Consider the following 15,262-nt stretch of genomic DNA (forward strand, 5'->3'; position numbering starts at 1 on the left):
TCAGCCGACCTCTCCCGGTGCCGGGGTTTCACCCGGGCCGAACATCTTCAGCGGGAGCAGAATCTCGGCCTCGGGCTCTTCGCCGTCGATCCAGCCGCTGATCTGCTCGATCACCTGACTGCCGTAGACCTCGGGCTCCTGAGCGACGCAGCCGGCGTAGGGGCCGTCGAGCTTGACCTCGGAGGCGCAGAAGCCGTAGACCTTCACATCGCTGCTGGCGCCGAGCGCCTGCAGCGCGCCGTAGGTGGCGGGGCCGGTGCTCGCGAAGATCACGTTGATGTCGGGGTTGCCCGAGAGCATCTCCGTGGTGGCCTTGAGGCTGTCATCGGGCTTCACGTTGCCGTCGACGGTGGCGACCACCTCGGCGTTGGGGTTCGCCGCGATGGCCTCGCTGAAGCCCTTGTCGCGGGTGACGGTGGGAGTCTCGTCGGGCTCGGTCACGAAACCGATCTTGAGCTCCGCGTCGGCGCCGAAATCGGCGATGACCTGCTCGCCGGCCTGCTTGCCGCCGGCGAAGTTGTCGGCGCCGAGGTACTGCACGATCGACGCGCCCTGGGACTTCAGAGCTTCGGGATCGACGCCCACGTTGACCGTGAACACCGGCACCCCCGCCTTGTTCGCCGCGGAGACGATCGCGGCGCCCGGCTCGGACTTGACCGCGTTCAGCGCGAGCGCGCAGGGCTTCTGCTGCAGCATGGCCTGCACCTGCGACAGCTGCTCGGCATCGTCGTCGTTCGCGATCTGCACCTGGACGTCGAAGCCCGCTTCCTCACCCGCGGCTTCGAAGCCGGCCTTCATGGCCACGTAATAGGGGTTGGTGAGGTTGGGCAGTGCAACCGCGATGAACGGGTTCTCCGAGTCGCAGGACTCGGGTCGCACATCGGCGGCCGGAGTGGCGTCGCCGCCGGTGTTGGTGCCGGTATCGACGGCGCCGCAACCGGTGAGAAGCAGCAGCAGCGCTGCACCCGCACCGGCGAGCAGTGTCTTGTGTCGCATGATTTCTCCTAGATCTGGATGAGTACTTCGGGTATGGGGTCAGGAGGAGGCGGTCGTGGTCGTCACGGGCCGCTGCCCGGGGTTGCCTCGCAGCATCCGGCTGAACAGCGTGCCGATCGAAATGCTGCGGCGATGGGTGTCGATGATGACGCCGATGAGGATGATGACGCCGATCACGAGGGGCTGCCAGTAGCTCTCGACGCCGATCACGTTCATGCCGTTGGAGACGGTCGCGATGAGCACGGCTCCCAGCAGCGCGCCGACCACCGTGCCGACACCGCCGAACAGGCTGACACCGCCCACGACCGCCGCAGCGATGGAGTAGAAGAGCTCGTTGCCCGAGCCCGCGCTGGGGTAACCCACCATGAGACGGCTCGTCACGATGATGCCGCCCATCGCAGCGCACAGGCCGCTGATCGCATAGGCGAACATGATGATGCCGCCGCTGCGCACGCCGGCCAGCCGGCTCGTCTCGGCGTTGCCGCCGACGGCGTAGAGGTGCACGCCGGTCGAGGTGTACCGCAGCAGCACGCTGAAGATGATCGCGGCGAGGGCGACCAGGAGGATCGGCATCGGAATGCCGAAGATCGAGCCGCGGCCGACGATCGCGAACATCGGATCGGCCACGTTCACCGAGCTCGCGCCGGTGAGGATCAGTGGGATGCTCAGCGCGATGCCGTTCGTGGAGAACGTCACGATGAAGGGAGGAAGTTTGAGGTAGTAGACCGCTGCTCCGTTGAAGACACCCACTGCGAGGCCCAGCAGGATCGCCGACAGCGCGGCCGCCCACCACGGCAGCCCCGATTGCATCAGCAGCGCCGCCGTGATGCCGGTGAGCGCGATGTTCGAGCCCGTCGAGAGGTCGATGCCGCCTGTGAGCAGCACGAAGGTCTGGCCCAGCGCGAGGAAGGCGACGACGGCGCCGTTCAGCAGCAGCACCTCGAGGTTGGACATCGTGCGGAACGTCGGCGAGATGATCGCCAGCACCGCGGCGACCAGCAGGACGACGACCGCGATGCCGACCTCGTTCGGAATTCTCCGCTTCATTCGAATGCCTCCTTGCACAAGCGCTCATTTGAGCACCTTGCGCGCTCATCTGTGATACATGGATAATAGAGCGAACACCCCCGCGCATGCAAGCTGCCGATCAGAGAGGATCCCATGCCGAAGCGATCCCCCACCGAAGCCGTTTCGGCCGCCGACCGCGCTCTCGCCGCACGGGTCGCGCGGCTCTTCTACCTCGACGACCGCAGCAAGGTGCAGATCTCCGAGAGCCTCGGCGTCTCCCGCTTCAAGGTCGCGCGCCTGCTCGATCTTGCGCTCAACGAGGGGATCGTGACCATCAGCATCGACGACGGCGGGATGCTCGACGAGGCCCTCTCCGAGCGGGCGGGCGAAGTGCTCGGCCTCGAGCGGGTCACCGCCGTCTCGGCGTTCGGCACTCTCGACGAGGTGCGCGGCACCGTGGGCCGCGAGGCCGCGAGGCTGCTGAGCACCACCCTGCGCGACGGCGAGACACTCGGCATGGGGTGGGGCCGAGCGCTCGGATCCACCGCCGAGGCGATCGAGTCGCTCCCCCAGGTCTCGGTGGTGCAGATGACGGGTGCCACGGAGATGACGCGCCATCTCTCCCCCGTCGAGGTCGTGCGCCGGATCGGCAACCACTCCGGAGGCGACATGCTCCCGCTCTTCGCCCCGCTCGTCGCCGACGACGAGGAGACCGCGGAGGTCTTCAGGCGCCAGTCGGACATCGCGCGCGTACTCGATCACCACCGCGATGTCACCACCGCCGTCATGGCAGTGGGATCGTGGAACCCGCCGTCGTCGCAGCTCTACAACTCGCTCTCGCCCGAGGCCAGGCAGGAGCTCCTGGCGCAGGGAGCGGTCGCCGAGATCGGCGTCACCCTGCTCGACCGGGACGGCGGCGAGGTCGCGTCCGACTTCGCCAAGCGCTGCATCGCCGTGACCACCGAGCGGCTGCGCGCCATCCCCCGGGTCATCGCCGTGGCTGCCGGAACGGAGAAGGCCACCGCCGTCGTCGCACTGGCCCGGTCCGGGCTCATCTCCGAGCTCGTCGTCGACGCCGAGCTGGCCGAGGCCGCGATCGCCGTGGCCGAGCAGACCGGGTCGAACGCATGAGGGCGGCCCTGTGATCCGCGTCGCCGCGTCGCTCTGGTCGGTCGCCCCGCCCGAGCTGGAGAGCGTCTCCCGCCGCCTCATCGACGACGGCCTGACCCGCTTCCACTGGGACCACGCCGACGGCACCATCGGCCCCGCGGGAGGCTTCACCCCGGCGGAGGCACGCCGGCTCGGGGCGGGAGCGGCGGCGGAGGCGCACCTCATGCACCGCGATCCCCGGCCCGCGATCGCCGAGTGGGCGGAGTTCTGCGACGCAGTGGCCGTGCACGTGAGCGAACCGCACTGGCGCGAGTGCTTCAGCCTCATTCGAAGGCACGGCGCCCTCCCCGTCGCCGCCGTCTCGAGCTTCGACGAGCTTCGCGCGGCCGCTGAGGAGGAGGATCCGCTCGCCTCGGGGGCACTGGTCATGACCATCCGCCCGGGCCACGCCGGCTCCGCGTTCGATCCCGCGAGCTACGACCTCGTCGCCGAGGCTTCGCGCCTCGGGTTCGGTCCCGTGGGCGTCGACGGCAGCGTGACGGAAGAGCGCGCCGCGCGGCTCGTGGATCACGGAGCGGACTGGATCGTGAGCGGCACGAGCCTGGTGGGCGCCGGCGACCGAGCGGCGTGGATCGCGAACGTGCAGGGCCCTTCCGGGCAGCGAACGGGTTAACGATCCCCACCGACACATTTCCAGCTACTTCATAGCAATCTTCCAGAGACTGGAAGCATGACTACGCAGAACAAGGGACCCCGGATCCTCATCGTCGATGACGAACCCAGCATCCGCGAGCTGCTCAGCACGAGCCTGCGATTCGCCGGCTTCGGAGTGCGCGCGGTCGGCAACGGCGCGCAGACCATCTCCGCCGTTCTCGAAGAAGAGCCCGACCTCATCGTGCTCGACGTCATGCTGCCCGATATGAACGGCTTCAGCGTGACCAAGCGGCTGCGATCCGCCGGTTACACGGCCCCCATCATCTTCCTCACCGCGAAGGACGATACCGAGGACAAGGTCGAGGGCCTCACCGTCGGCGGAGACGATTACGTCACGAAGCCGTTCAGCCTCGACGAGATCATCGCCCGCATCAAGGCCGTGCTGCGCCGCACCATTCAGGAGGACGAGGACTCGGTGCTCGCCGTCGGCCCGATCACGATGGACCAGGACACCCACGAGGTCTCGGTCGCGGGCACCCCGGTCGAGCTCTCCCCCACCGAGTTCAAGCTGCTGCGCTACCTCATGCAGAACGCCAACCGCGTGCTGTCGAAGGCGCAGATCCTCGACCACGTCTGGGAGTACGACTTCAACGGAGACGCCGGCATCGTCGAGTCGTACATCTCGTACCTGCGCCGCAAGCTCGACCCCCTCACCGAGGAGTCGCTGATCCAGACCAAGCGCGGCTTCGGGTACATGCTGAAGACCGAGACGAAGTAGCGTGACGCGCTTCGCCGATCGCTGGGCCGATGTCTCACTGCGCGCGAAGATCACCGGTGTCACGGTGTTCATCCTGTTCCTGGGACTCATCGTGGCCGGCGTCGGCACCCTGTCGGTGCTGCGGCCGATGCTCGAGCTGAATCAGTCGAACACGCTGGTTCAGCTGCGCAGCGATCCAGCCGAGGCGCTGGCGCCGCAGGCCGACGTCAACAACCTCGGGCGCGACGACATCCTGTATGCGAACCGCAGGTACTACGTCGCGCTGCTCGGCCCCGACGGCACGCTGCAGTACGACAACGCCCGGGGCGACAGGTCGTCCTCCACCCCCGAGGTGCCGCCGGCCGGCAGCATCAACAGCGACGGGTTCACGCCGATGTCGAGCCCCGACGGCACCGAGTGGCAGGCGATCACGATACCGATCGTGCAGAACGGCGCCGTCAAGGGCACCCTGCTCATCGCCATGTCCAGCTTCGTCGATCAGGTGCTCACTCAGTACGTGGTCATCTTCACCGCGTTCGGCGTGGCGGTGATCCTGCTCGGTGCCGCCCTCACCCGGCTGCTCGTCACCGCCACCTTCCTCCCACTCGCCGAGGTGGAGCAGACCGCCCTCGAGATCTCGCGCGGCGACTACTCGAAACGCATCATGGTGTCGAGCCCGCACACCGAGGTCGGGCACCTCGGCGAGTCGCTCAACATCATGCTCGACCGGCTCGACGGCTCCCTCGAGGATCAGGCGCGCACCATCGAGCGCATGCGCCGCTTCATCGGCGACGCCAGCCACGAGCTGCGCACGCCGCTCGTCTCGGTCCGCGGCTACGCGGAGCTGTACCGCATGGGTGCGCTGCAGGAGGACGAGCAGGTGCGGCAGGCGATGGAGCGGATCGAGAAGGAGGCGATCCGCATGACCTCGCTGGTCGAGGATCTCCTCGCCCTCGCGCGCCTCGACGAGCGCCGGCCCATGGAGCTCACGCCCCTGCCGCTGAACCGCCTCGCCCGGGACGCCGCGCTCGACGCGCGCGCCCAGGCGCAGGACCGCGAGGTGCAGGTGATCGAGGATCCCACAGCCCCCGAGGTGCTCGGCGACGAGCACAAGGTGCGCCAGCTCATGACCAACCTGATCGGCAACGCCATGCGGCACACACCGGAGGGCAGCCCCATCGAGGTCGTCGTGTCCGCCGTGCCCCTGGCCGAGATCCCGGAGGGCAGGCCCCCGATGTCGCGCTTCGAGATCGTCGACCACGGCGAGGGCATCCCCGAGCAGATCCGCGAGAAGATCTTCGGAAGGTTCTGGCGCGCCGACACCTCGCGCAACCGTGAGACGGGCGGCTCGGGCCTCGGCCTGGCCATCGTCAAGTCGATCGTCGATGCGCACGGCGGCACCGTCGGCGTGTTCGAGACGCCCGGCGGCGGAGCGACGTTCCGCGTCGACCTGCCGGCGCCGCCGCTCTCCGACGACACCGTGCCGGTGCCGCGGCTGCAGGCGTAGTCTCAGCACGGAGGCCCTGCTTACTGCGGGCCCGGCCACCGCTCCCGGGCGACGACTCGGCGCGCACCCGATCGCTCGCGCGGTTCAGCCGAGCACACCCTCGCGCAACGCGCGCAGCACGGCCCGCGTGCGATCCCGCGCGTCGAGCTTGGTGAGGATCGCGGAGACATGATTCTTCACGGTCCCTTCGGCGAGGAAGAGCGCGTCCGAGATCTCCCGGTTGCTGTACCCCTCGGCCATGAGTCGCAGCACCTCGAGCTCGCGCTCCGTGAGCGGGTCGACCGGGGGCGTCTGCGCGTCGGCCGGCGCCGACCCCGAACGCAGGGTGCGCAGCAGGCGATCGGTGACCGACGGAGCGATGAGGGTGCCGCCGCTCGCGAGTGTCTCGACCGCGCGGGTCAGCTGCTCGAGCGTGACGTCCTTGAGCAGATACCCCCTCGCCCCCGCACGCAAAGCGTCGAGCACGAGCTGGTCATCGTCGAAGGTGGTGAGCACGAGCACGGGAACATCTCGATCCGGATCCTCCGCCGCCGCCTCGCGAAGCCTCCGCAGCACCCAGATCCCGTCCCGATGCGGCATCCGCAGATCGAGCAGCACCACGTCGGGCTGCACCTCGCCGATCACCGCCAGCGCCTCTCCGCCGTCCCCCGCTTCGCCCGCGACCTCGACACCGGCGATCTCGAGCAGCGTACGGATCCCCTGACGCACGAGCGCCTGATCGTCGACCACCACCACTCGGGTCACGCCGGCCCCCGCTCCGCGGGCGCGGCGGCTGCGGCGGGCCCCGCACCCGGTGCCGCACGGATTCCCGCGTCCGGCTCCTCGACAGCCGCCACGGAGGCCGCGTCCCGCGATCCCTCACCCGTCTCAGTCGGCAGCCGGGCCGTCACACTGAAGCCGCCCGGGCCATCGGATCCCCCGTCCCCGCGAGTGCGACGGCCGCCGTCGAAGACCGCGCTCCCTCCGTACGCCTCGAACCGCTCGCGCAGTCCCTGCAGCCCGTTGCCGAGCGCGACCTCACGCGCACCCCAGCCGTCATCGCGCGAGCGCAGCAGCACCCCCGAGCCCGTCGCGCGCACCTCGATCCACAACTCACGCGCGTGCGCGTGCCTGATCGTATTGGTGACGATCTCCTGCACCGCCCGCACGAGCAGCACGGTGCGCTCCTCGTCGAGCTCCAGCGCCTCGTCCACCTCGAGGACGACGCGGGGCTCGGCGAGATCCTCCACCACGCGCTGCAGCGTCTCGCGCAGGTCGCCGCTGCCGCTCCGCAGCTCCCCCACGGTCGCGCGCACGCTCGACAGCAGGTCGCGCGCGACGGTGTCGGCGCGCTCGATGTGCGGGATCGCGGCCTCGGCTGGGGCACGATGCTTGGCGGCCTCCAGCTCGAGGGTCAGCACGGTCAGCTGGTGTCCGATCAGATCGTGCAGTTCGCGCGAGATACGCAGCCGCTCGCCCGTGCGCGTCGACTCCGCCAGCAGCGCCGACGCGGCCTGCAGCTCGACGTGCGCCTCCGCCAGATCACGGCGCGCCCGCTGCTCGCGCAGCAGCGCGGCCGAGCTCAGCAGCGAGGCCGCCTGGATCAGCAGATAGAAGACGCCGAACATCGAGAGCTCGGTGATCGCCTCTCGCGTGGCCGCACCCGACCCGAACATCTCCGGCGGCGGCTTCCACGGCACGAAGGCCACGATCAGCACCAGCTGGTTGAGCGCGATGAGCATCCAGCCCGTCCGCAACGGAGCGATGTACGGGCAGACGGAGACCGTCACCACGAGCAGGATCGCGACGAGCCCGCGACCGCCCGCACCCAGCACGAGCGCCCACGACGCCAGAACCGCGATCCCGAACGAGCCGTGCACCCGGAAGCTGGGGCGCTGCAGATCCTCATCGCCCCAGAGCCCGGCCGTCAGCGCGAGGAGCATCACGATGAACAGCCCCACCCAGACCGGATGCGGGATCCGCGTCGGCGCCCCGCCGAAGAGCGCCGGGCCCGCTGCGACCAGCATCACCGCGAACATCGCGACCCCGGACCACAGTTCGGGGTTGAAGCGCCGCATGCTTCCAGCGTACGGGTCCGCGCCGCGTCGCGCAGGTGCCGGAAGTCACGTTCGAAGAGGTGACCGGAGGCACGGGTGATCCAACCGCCCCGCACCTAGCGTGATGGGCATGGATACGCACCACGACGCAGCGAGCACGGAGACCGAGGCGCGGAGGGACAGCGCGGCCGCGGCAGCCGGCGAGGTCGGCGCCGCAGCCGGCACCGGCGCGGCAGCTGGCACCGGCGCGAGCGCTTCAGACCCGGCGGTCGTCGTCGAGGGGCTGCGCAAGCAGTACAGGCGGAAGGTCGCCGTCGAGGACATCAGCCTGCGCGTCGAGCACGGCGAGATATTCGGGCTTCTCGGTGCGAATGGGGCCGGCAAGACCACGACGGTCGAGGCGATCGCGGGCCTGCGCAAGCCCCGCCGGCACGACCGCGGCACCGTGCGGGTGCTCGGCCTCGACCCGCAGCGCGACCGCGCCGCACTGCGGCACCTGCTCGGCGTGCAGTTGCAGAGTGCGACCCTGCACGGCGCGCTCACCGTCGACGAACTGATCAACCTGTACCGCGGTTTCTACCCGAACCCCCGGCCGGCTGCGCAGCTGATCGGACTCGTCGGGCTCGAGGAGCAGCGGCGCGTGCGGTTCGACCAGCTCTCGGGCGGTCAGCAGCAGCGGCTCTCGATCGCGCTCGCGCTCGCCGGGCGCCCGCGCGTCGTGATCCTCGACGAGCTCACCACGGGCCTCGATCCGAAAGCGCGGCGTCAGATGTGGACGACCGTCGAGCGACTGCGGGACGAGGGATGCACGATCCTGCTCGTCAGCCACGCCATGGAGGAGGTCGAACGGCTGTGCGACCGCGTCGCTCTGCTCGATGCCGGGCGGATACTCGCGACAGGCACGCCCGCGGCGCTCATCGAGCAGGCCCGGGCCGCCGACCTCGACGAGGCCTTCGTCGCACTCACCGGCAAGCATCTCGAAGAGGAGGAAGCAGCATGACTCTCGACCGCGCCAACACTCCCGTGCACACCCGGCACCGGCCGGGTGTCGCCACCTGGCTGCGGCTCTGCGTCTGCGAGGCGAAGATGACCGCGCGTGACACGGCGGGGCTCGTGGTTCCGTTCGGCCTGCCGATCCTCATCCTGCTCACCTCGGCGTCGGGCGCGGGGACCGAGATCGTCGCGAACGGCCGCAGCGTGCTCGACCTGTACGTGCTGCCCCTCGTCTTCGTCATGATCGCGACGCTCATCGGGGTCACCAACATGCCGAGCTTCCTCGCCACCTACCGGCGCACCGGCGTGCTGCGCCGACTCGCCACGACGCCGCTCTCACCGCTCGCGGTACTCGGCGCGCAGGTCGCCGTGAGCTTCGCGCAAGCGATCCTCGGGATCGCGCTCGCCTACGGCGTCGCGGCGGCCTTCTTCGGCGCACGGCCGCCAGTGCACCCCTGGGCGGCGCTCGGCGCACTGCTTCTCACGATGCTCGCCATGTACGGAGTCGGCATGGTCGTCGCGTCGGTCTCGCCCACGCCGAACGCGGCGGTGGCGCTCGGGATCATCGGATTCCTGGGACTCGGGGCGCTCGGCGGGATGTTCGGGTCGCGCGACTCGCTGCCCGGATGGCTCGCCGTCGCAGGCGAAGCGCTGCCGTTCGGCGCCGGGGTCGAGGCCCTGTCGGCGGCCTGGGCGGGTGCCGCGGTCGACACCGCACACCTCATCAGTCTGGGCGTCTCCGCCGTGCTGGGGGCGAGCATCGCGGCGCTCTTCTTCCGCTGGGAGTGAGCGGGCCCCGACCCGAGCGCGCACCGTTCCCCGCACACCGCAGTCGATCGAGATGACGCGTTCGGCCCGATCTCAGCCCGATAATGGCCGTATGAGTCATCTCGAGCTCGGCGCGAGGTAACGCGGTTCGTTAGTAGGGCTCGGCGAAGTACCCGGCGAGACCCGGTGCGACCCGGCGGGGCCGTCGCTGCAAGAAGGCGCACATCTCTTCGCGCGTCTGTTCGAGCGCTCGGGGCTGGAAGTCCTCGAGGTGGGTGCGTTTCACCTCGTAGCCGGCATCTCTTGCCCGGTCGAGCCGACGCTGGTCGCGCAGATACTGCTTCCGGTCGAGCCGATGCTGCTCGCCGTCGTATTCGAGGACGAGCCTCCTCACGCGATCGACGGCATCGAACCTGCCGATCCAGCGCCCCTCGGCGTCATAGACCTCGGCCTGCAGCTCCAAGTCATCGATCCCCATTCTCGCGAGTTCGAAGTGCTGCAGGCTCTCCATACGAGCCTCCGCCCCTACCCGAGCCACGCGCAAAGCCGCCCTCAGTCTCCGGATACCTCTCGCGTTCGAAGCCTCCGCTGCCTCCAGAAGCTGTTCGAGACCGACCAACGACCACTGGCATGCACCGCGACCACGGAGTTTCACCAGGTGGTCAGCCGCCACGACCTGCTCCCGGAAACTCAGCAGCGGAGCCGACTGGATGAGCGCGGTCACCGGAGGCACACAGGCGAATGAGACCCCCTCGACCCCCTCGATCCCCTCGGTGCCCTCGACTCGGACCTGCCACGGTTCCACCTCCGTGCCGTGATGATGTCCGTGGACGAGCGCACCGCGCGCAGGTCCGTGCGGACGGGGAATCGACACGTGCAGATCCGGCGGAGTGCGGATGGGCGCACCGTGCAGGTGGAGCGCCGTCGTGTGGCTGAACGCTTCGCCGCGCGACAGCCGCAGCAACGGCAAGTAGTCGGACGCCGACTGCGCGACGCGTTCGCGGAGGGTCTTCGGATGCGCGGAGTCACGCCGAAGGCGCCGAACGCCCCGATAGGGGGCTTCGAACCGGGGATGACGAAGCTGTTTGCTGCTCAGGTCGCTCTGTACCGCCGAACCCACAAGAAAGGCGCGGCCGGGCAGTTCGTACGGATGCGGTTGATCGAGGGCTCCGGGCATGCACACATCCTGCAGGCTTCCGCCCGCCGAAACGCGGTTCTCCACAGCACCCTGGCCGAAATAGGCGGGATACCGTGTTGCCCCATGCCTGTGGACGAAGCACCCTTCCCACGTTCGGGACGGGAAACCCGTGAGCCTCCTCGAGATGACGCGTGTTGCCCCGATCTCGACCGAACAGGGGCAGCACGCGTCATCTCGATAGCAGGCGGAGCGACGGGAGGCGGGATGGCAGAGTGGCGGGACGCCGGGCAGCGGGGCGAAGGGGAAGAGAATGCGGGCAGTGGGACGAAGGGGAAACGCAGAACAGGGGCCGCACCCAAAGGTGCGACCCCTGTTCGAAAGGAACTCGGACTTAGAAGTCCATGCCTGCGCCCGGATCAGCCGCCGCGGGGGCAGCCGGCTCGGGCTTGTCGGCGACGACGGCCTCGGTGGTGAGGAAGAGGCCGGCGATCGACGCGGCGTTCTGCAGCGCCGAACGGGTCACCTTGGCGGGATCGAGGATGCCCTGCTCGGCCAGGTCGCCGTACTCGCCGGTCGCGGCGTTCAGGCCGTGGCCGAGGGGCAGGCTCGCCACACGATCGGCGACCACGCCGGGCTCGAGGCCCGCGTTGAGCGCGATCTGACGCAGCGGCGCCTCGATGGCGGCCTTGACGATCTTGGCGCCGACGGCCTCGTCGCCCGAGAGGCCGAGCCCCTCGAAGACGTCCTTGCCGGCCTGGATCAGCGCGACACCACCGCCGGGCAGCACGCCCTCGTCGACGGCGGCCTTCGCGTTGCGCACCGCGTCCTCGATGCGGTGCTTGCGCTCCTTGAGCTCGACCTCGGTGGCCGCGCCCGCCTTGATGACGGCGACGCCGCCGGCGAGCTTCGCGAGGCGCTCCTGCAGCTTCTCGCGGTCGTAGTCGCTATCGGTCGACTCGATCTCGCGACGGATCTGCTGCACGCGGCCGGCGATCTGCTCTTCCTCGCCGCCGCCCTGGACGATGGTGGTCTCGTCCTTGGTGATGATGACCTTGCGCGCGGTGCCGAGCATGTCGAGGGTCGCGTTCTCGAGCTTGAGACCGACCTCCTCGGAGATGACGGTGCCGCCGGTGAGGATCGCGATGTCCTGCAGCATGGCCTTGCGGCGATCGCCGAAGCCGGGAGCCTTGACGGCGGCCGACTTGAAGATGCCGCGGATCTTGTTGAGCACGAGGGTGGCGAGCGCCTCGCCCTCGACGTCCTCAGCGATGATGAGGAGCTGCTTGCCCGACTGGATCACGGGATCGACGACGGGGAGCAGGTCCTTGATGTTCGAAACCTTGCTGTTGACGATGAGGATGTAGGGATCCTCGAAGACCGCCTCCTGGCGATCGGCGTCGGTGACGAAGTAGGCCGAGAGGTAGCCCTTGTCGAAGCGCATGCCCTCGGTCAGCTCGAGCTCGGTGCCGAAGGTGTTCGACTCCTCGACGGTGACGACGCCCTCCTTGCCGACCTTGTCGATGGCCTCGGCGATGAGCTGACCGATCTGCTCGTCGGCGGCCGAGATCGAGGCGGTGGCGGCGATCTGCTCAGTGGTCTCGATCTCCTTCGCGTTCTCGAGGAGCTTCGCCGAGACGGCGGCGACGGCCTTCTCGATGCCCTTCTTGATGGCGATGGGGTCGCTGCCGGCGGCAACGTTGCGGAGGCCCTCACGCACGAGCGCCTGTGCGAGCACGGTGGCGGTGGTGGTGCCGTCGCCCGCGACGTCGTCGGTCTTCTTGGCGACCTCCTTGACGAGCTCGGCGCCGATCTTCTCGTACGGATCGTCGAGTTCGATCTCCTTGGCGATGGAGACGCCGTCGTTGGTGATGGTGGGAGCGCCCCACTTCTTCTCGAGCACGACGTTGCGGCCGCGCGGGCCGAGCGTCACCTTAACCGTATCGGCGAGGGTGTTCAGACCCCGCTCGAGTCCACGACGCGCTTCCTCATCAAACGCAATGATCTTTGCCATGTACTTCGCCCCTCCCGGACGTCTCTACCGATGGTCAGCTCCGTGCCGGCGCAGGCACCGACGCACGGATGTTTTAGCACTCAGCCGAATCGACTGCTAACACCAATCTTGGCACTCAAGCATGTCGAGTGCAAGCAGCGGTGCTCGCGATCAGCGAACACGCAGCCCGATCATTCGTCGTCGCGAAGGCGCGGCGACCGTCGCGTCACTCAGCGGGCAGGGTGGCGGGATCGACGGCCATGCCGGTAGCGGGGTCCACCGGCCAGCCGGTGACGGGGTCGATCAGCCAGCCCGTCCCGGGGTCGATGAGCAGACCGGTTTCGGGATCGATCTCGTATCCGGTCTCCGGATCGATCTGGGGTTCGCCCTCCGCGGGCTCCTCGGACCCGGCGCCATCGAGGTTCTTCGCTTCCTCGATCCCCGGCCCCGCATAGTCGGCCCCCAGCAGCACGACGAGCTGCGATCCGTACTCCTGGTACTCGTCGGCCTGGTAGGTCGAGAGGCCACCGAGCTTGGCCGCGAGACCCGCCGCGGCCGATGCGTCCGCCTCATCGCTGTAGAAGACCGCTGAGATCTGCACGTCGCTCGCGGAGGCACTGCCGCTGAACAGGATCGTGCCCCACTGCTCCTGGGTGATGATCTGATCGAGTGCGGCCGCGAGGTTGGTGGTCTCGGTGCCGTTGAGCACGGCCACGGTCGCCTCGGGATCGAGCACGGCGTCCGGAGTCTGGGCCGTGCTCGAGGTTCTCTTCGGACGGTCGCCCGGCAGTTGGCCCGCCTTGTCGATCGCGATCACGAAGCCGATACCCGCAGCCGTGAGCAGCGCGAAACCGAGCAGAGCGGCGATCAGGTACTGCGAGACGTAGCGGGGCTGGGCCGTGAAACGATGCGCTCCGACCCGGCCGCTGCGGGGAACGCGGTCGAATCTGTCTTCGGGGTAGTCCTGGCGCGCGCCACGAGGCTCGGTCGTGCCCTCGGTCTTCTGCGCCACCCCTGCTCCCGTCCAATCCTTCGGCCGCCGGGATGCTCCCCCGCGATTCCCCCTTAGCGTACCTTGCCGCATCCTGACAGTTCTCCGACGACGCGACGGTTTCGCAGTCGTCGCCCCGGGCGGTCGGAGCGAATCCTCAGGATCCGGCTTCGGCGGGATCCTGCAGCGAATCGGGTGCGTAGATCGCGCGCGCGAGGCCGTCGATGACATCGGGGATGCGGGTGCCACCCGCGAACAGCACCGAGTCGTCGATATCGATGATGCGCCGGTGCTGCCCCGCGGAGGTGAGGCCGATGCTCGGCTGCGCCCGGATCAGGCCGTCCACGCCGCCCGCGCTCTCGAGCCCCTTCGACATCACGATGATGATGTCGGGATCCATCGCGATCAACGCCTCCTCGGTCATCGGCCGTTCGCCCTCCCAGCCGATCTCGGCGGCGACGTCGACGGCACCGAGCGAACGGATGAGGGAATCGATGCCGCTGCCCTCGCCGAAGAGATAGAAGATGCCGGCGGTGCCCCGCACATAGAGGAAGGCGACACGGGGCAGATCGGCCGGATCAGCGGGCAGCATCTGCTGCACCTCGGCCTCCTTCTCGGAGATCGCCCGGCGCAGGGTGTCGATGAGCGGGGGCGCCGCTTCCCCGACACCCAGCGCATCGGCGACCTGCTGCGCGGTGATGAAGCTGGTCTCCGCGTCGACGGCGCGGTCGACGGTGACGACGGGGATGCCCGCGTCGCGCAGCTGCAGCACCACATCGGTCGGGCCGATGCTGCCGTCGGTGATGATGAGGCTCGGGTTGAGCGCGAGCACCCCCTCGGCGTCGATCGAGTGACCGTCCTTCGTGACGACCGGAACGTCGTCGGAGCCAGGGAAGACGGTCGAGACGTCTCGGCCCACGATGTCGTCCGCCATGCCGAATGCGTAGACCAGCTCCCCCACGGACCCGCTGAGCGAGAGCGGCACGATGCGCGAGCTGTCTTCGACCGTCACCTCGGTGTCTCCCGAGCCGTCGTGCGAGACGACGGTGACGGGCAGTCGGGGTTCGGGAGCGTCGGCGAGAACGGGGATGCTCGGTCCGCCGACGACCGCGGTGGTGGGCCCCTCGTAGGAGGTCGGGTCGTCGAGCGGGGTGACCTCGCTGAGCGGCGGCAGCTCGACGGCTTCGGCCCCGGCGGCGCCCTCTCGCTCGGGCCCGGCCTGACAGCCGCTCGCGCCGAGGCCGATCAGCGTCACGAGGGCGAGCGCGACGATCCCCCGCCTCGATGCGATCCTCATGCGGCGCGACCTCTCTT

Annotated in this window: 14 protein-coding genes; 6 read left to right on the forward strand and 8 right to left on the reverse strand. The window is 69.1% G+C overall.

Features of this window, described 5'->3' with window-relative positions; all coding sequences use genetic code 11:
- Together AC0KXF_RS04335 and AC0KXF_RS04340 are read right to left on the reverse strand one after the other, a co-directional pair.
- Nucleotides 1–996, reverse strand: coding sequence for a substrate-binding domain-containing protein (locus AC0KXF_RS04335; RefSeq protein ID WP_473108014.1), 996 nt, complete (start codon nucleotides 994–996; stop codon nucleotides 1–3).
- Nucleotides 997–1,035: 39 nt separating this feature from the next.
- Nucleotides 1,036–2,043: an ABC transporter permease gene (locus AC0KXF_RS04340; RefSeq protein ID WP_473108015.1), complete on the reverse strand. Its 1,008-nt coding sequence runs from the start codon at nucleotides 2,041–2,043 to the stop codon at nucleotides 1,036–1,038.
- A 114-nt stretch (nucleotides 2,044–2,157) separates the two neighbouring features.
- Here AC0KXF_RS04340 and AC0KXF_RS04345 point away from each other — a divergent pair, with 114 nt between their 5' ends.
- From AC0KXF_RS04345 to AC0KXF_RS04360, 4 genes are read left to right on the forward strand one after another with little or no spacing between them, the layout of a single operon-like run.
- Entirely contained in the window at nucleotides 2,158–3,135 is a 978-nt protein-coding gene (locus AC0KXF_RS04345; protein ID WP_473108016.1) for a sugar-binding transcriptional regulator, read from the forward strand.
- Between the two features lie 10 nt (nucleotides 3,136–3,145).
- A complete protein-coding gene (locus AC0KXF_RS04350; RefSeq protein WP_473108017.1) occupies nucleotides 3,146–3,787 on the forward strand; it encodes a beta/alpha barrel domain-containing protein in 642 nt (213 codons plus the stop codon).
- A 57-nt stretch (nucleotides 3,788–3,844) separates the two neighbouring features.
- Nucleotides 3,845–4,546, forward strand: coding sequence for a response regulator transcription factor (locus tag AC0KXF_RS04355; RefSeq protein ID WP_223044763.1), 702 nt, complete (start codon nucleotides 3,845–3,847; stop codon nucleotides 4,544–4,546).
- A gap of 1 nt (nucleotide 4,547) precedes the next feature.
- Nucleotides 4,548–6,032 carry a sensor histidine kinase gene (locus AC0KXF_RS04360; RefSeq protein ID WP_473108018.1) on the forward strand — a complete coding sequence of 495 codons (1,485 nt, stop codon included), beginning with the start codon at nucleotides 4,548–4,550 and terminating at the stop codon, nucleotides 6,030–6,032.
- A gap of 84 nt (nucleotides 6,033–6,116) precedes the next feature.
- Here the strand turns inward: AC0KXF_RS04360 and AC0KXF_RS04365 are convergent, their stop codons facing one another.
- Together AC0KXF_RS04365 and AC0KXF_RS04370 are read right to left on the reverse strand one after the other, a co-directional pair.
- Nucleotides 6,117–6,776: a response regulator gene (locus AC0KXF_RS04365; RefSeq protein WP_473108019.1), complete on the reverse strand. Its 660-nt coding sequence runs from the start codon at nucleotides 6,774–6,776 to the stop codon at nucleotides 6,117–6,119.
- Entirely contained in the window at nucleotides 6,773–8,089 is a 1,317-nt protein-coding gene (locus tag AC0KXF_RS04370; RefSeq protein ID WP_473108020.1) for a sensor histidine kinase, read from the reverse strand. The genes AC0KXF_RS04365 and AC0KXF_RS04370 overlap by 4 nt, the downstream gene beginning before the upstream one ends.
- A 109-nt stretch (nucleotides 8,090–8,198) precedes the next feature.
- Between AC0KXF_RS04370 and AC0KXF_RS04375 the strand changes: the two genes are divergently transcribed.
- Entirely contained in the window at nucleotides 8,199–9,068 is an 870-nt protein-coding gene (locus tag AC0KXF_RS04375; RefSeq protein WP_473108021.1) for an ABC transporter ATP-binding protein, read from the forward strand.
- On the forward strand, nucleotides 9,065–9,850 hold the full coding sequence (locus tag AC0KXF_RS04380; RefSeq protein WP_473108022.1) for an ABC transporter permease: 786 nt from the start codon (nucleotides 9,065–9,067) through the stop codon (nucleotides 9,848–9,850). Before AC0KXF_RS04375 ends, AC0KXF_RS04380 begins: the two co-directional genes overlap by 4 nt.
- Before the next feature lie 130 nt (nucleotides 9,851–9,980).
- Here AC0KXF_RS04380 and AC0KXF_RS04385 read toward each other — a convergent pair whose 3' ends face one another.
- From AC0KXF_RS04385 to AC0KXF_RS04400, 4 genes are all read right to left on the reverse strand, one after another.
- Nucleotides 9,981–10,340 carry a hypothetical protein gene (locus tag AC0KXF_RS04385; RefSeq protein ID WP_473108023.1) on the reverse strand — a complete coding sequence of 120 codons (360 nt, stop codon included), beginning with the start codon at nucleotides 10,338–10,340 and terminating at the stop codon, nucleotides 9,981–9,983.
- A gap of 1,018 nt (nucleotides 10,341–11,358) precedes the next feature.
- Entirely contained in the window at nucleotides 11,359–12,978 is a 1,620-nt protein-coding gene (groL, locus tag AC0KXF_RS04390; protein WP_473108024.1) for a chaperonin GroEL, read from the reverse strand.
- A gap of 205 nt (nucleotides 12,979–13,183) precedes the next feature.
- Nucleotides 13,184–13,969, reverse strand: coding sequence for a LytR C-terminal domain-containing protein (locus AC0KXF_RS04395; protein WP_473108025.1), 786 nt, complete (start codon nucleotides 13,967–13,969; stop codon nucleotides 13,184–13,186).
- Between the two features lie 136 nt (nucleotides 13,970–14,105).
- The gene (locus AC0KXF_RS04400) at nucleotides 14,106–15,245 is read right to left on the reverse strand and encodes a heme/hemin ABC transporter substrate-binding protein (protein WP_473108026.1); all 1,140 of its coding nucleotides are present in this window, start codon (nucleotides 15,243–15,245) and stop codon (nucleotides 14,106–14,108) included.
- Nucleotides 15,246–15,262: the final 17 nt, after the last annotated feature.

It is taken from the genome of Leucobacter holotrichiae (genome assembly GCF_055791005.1).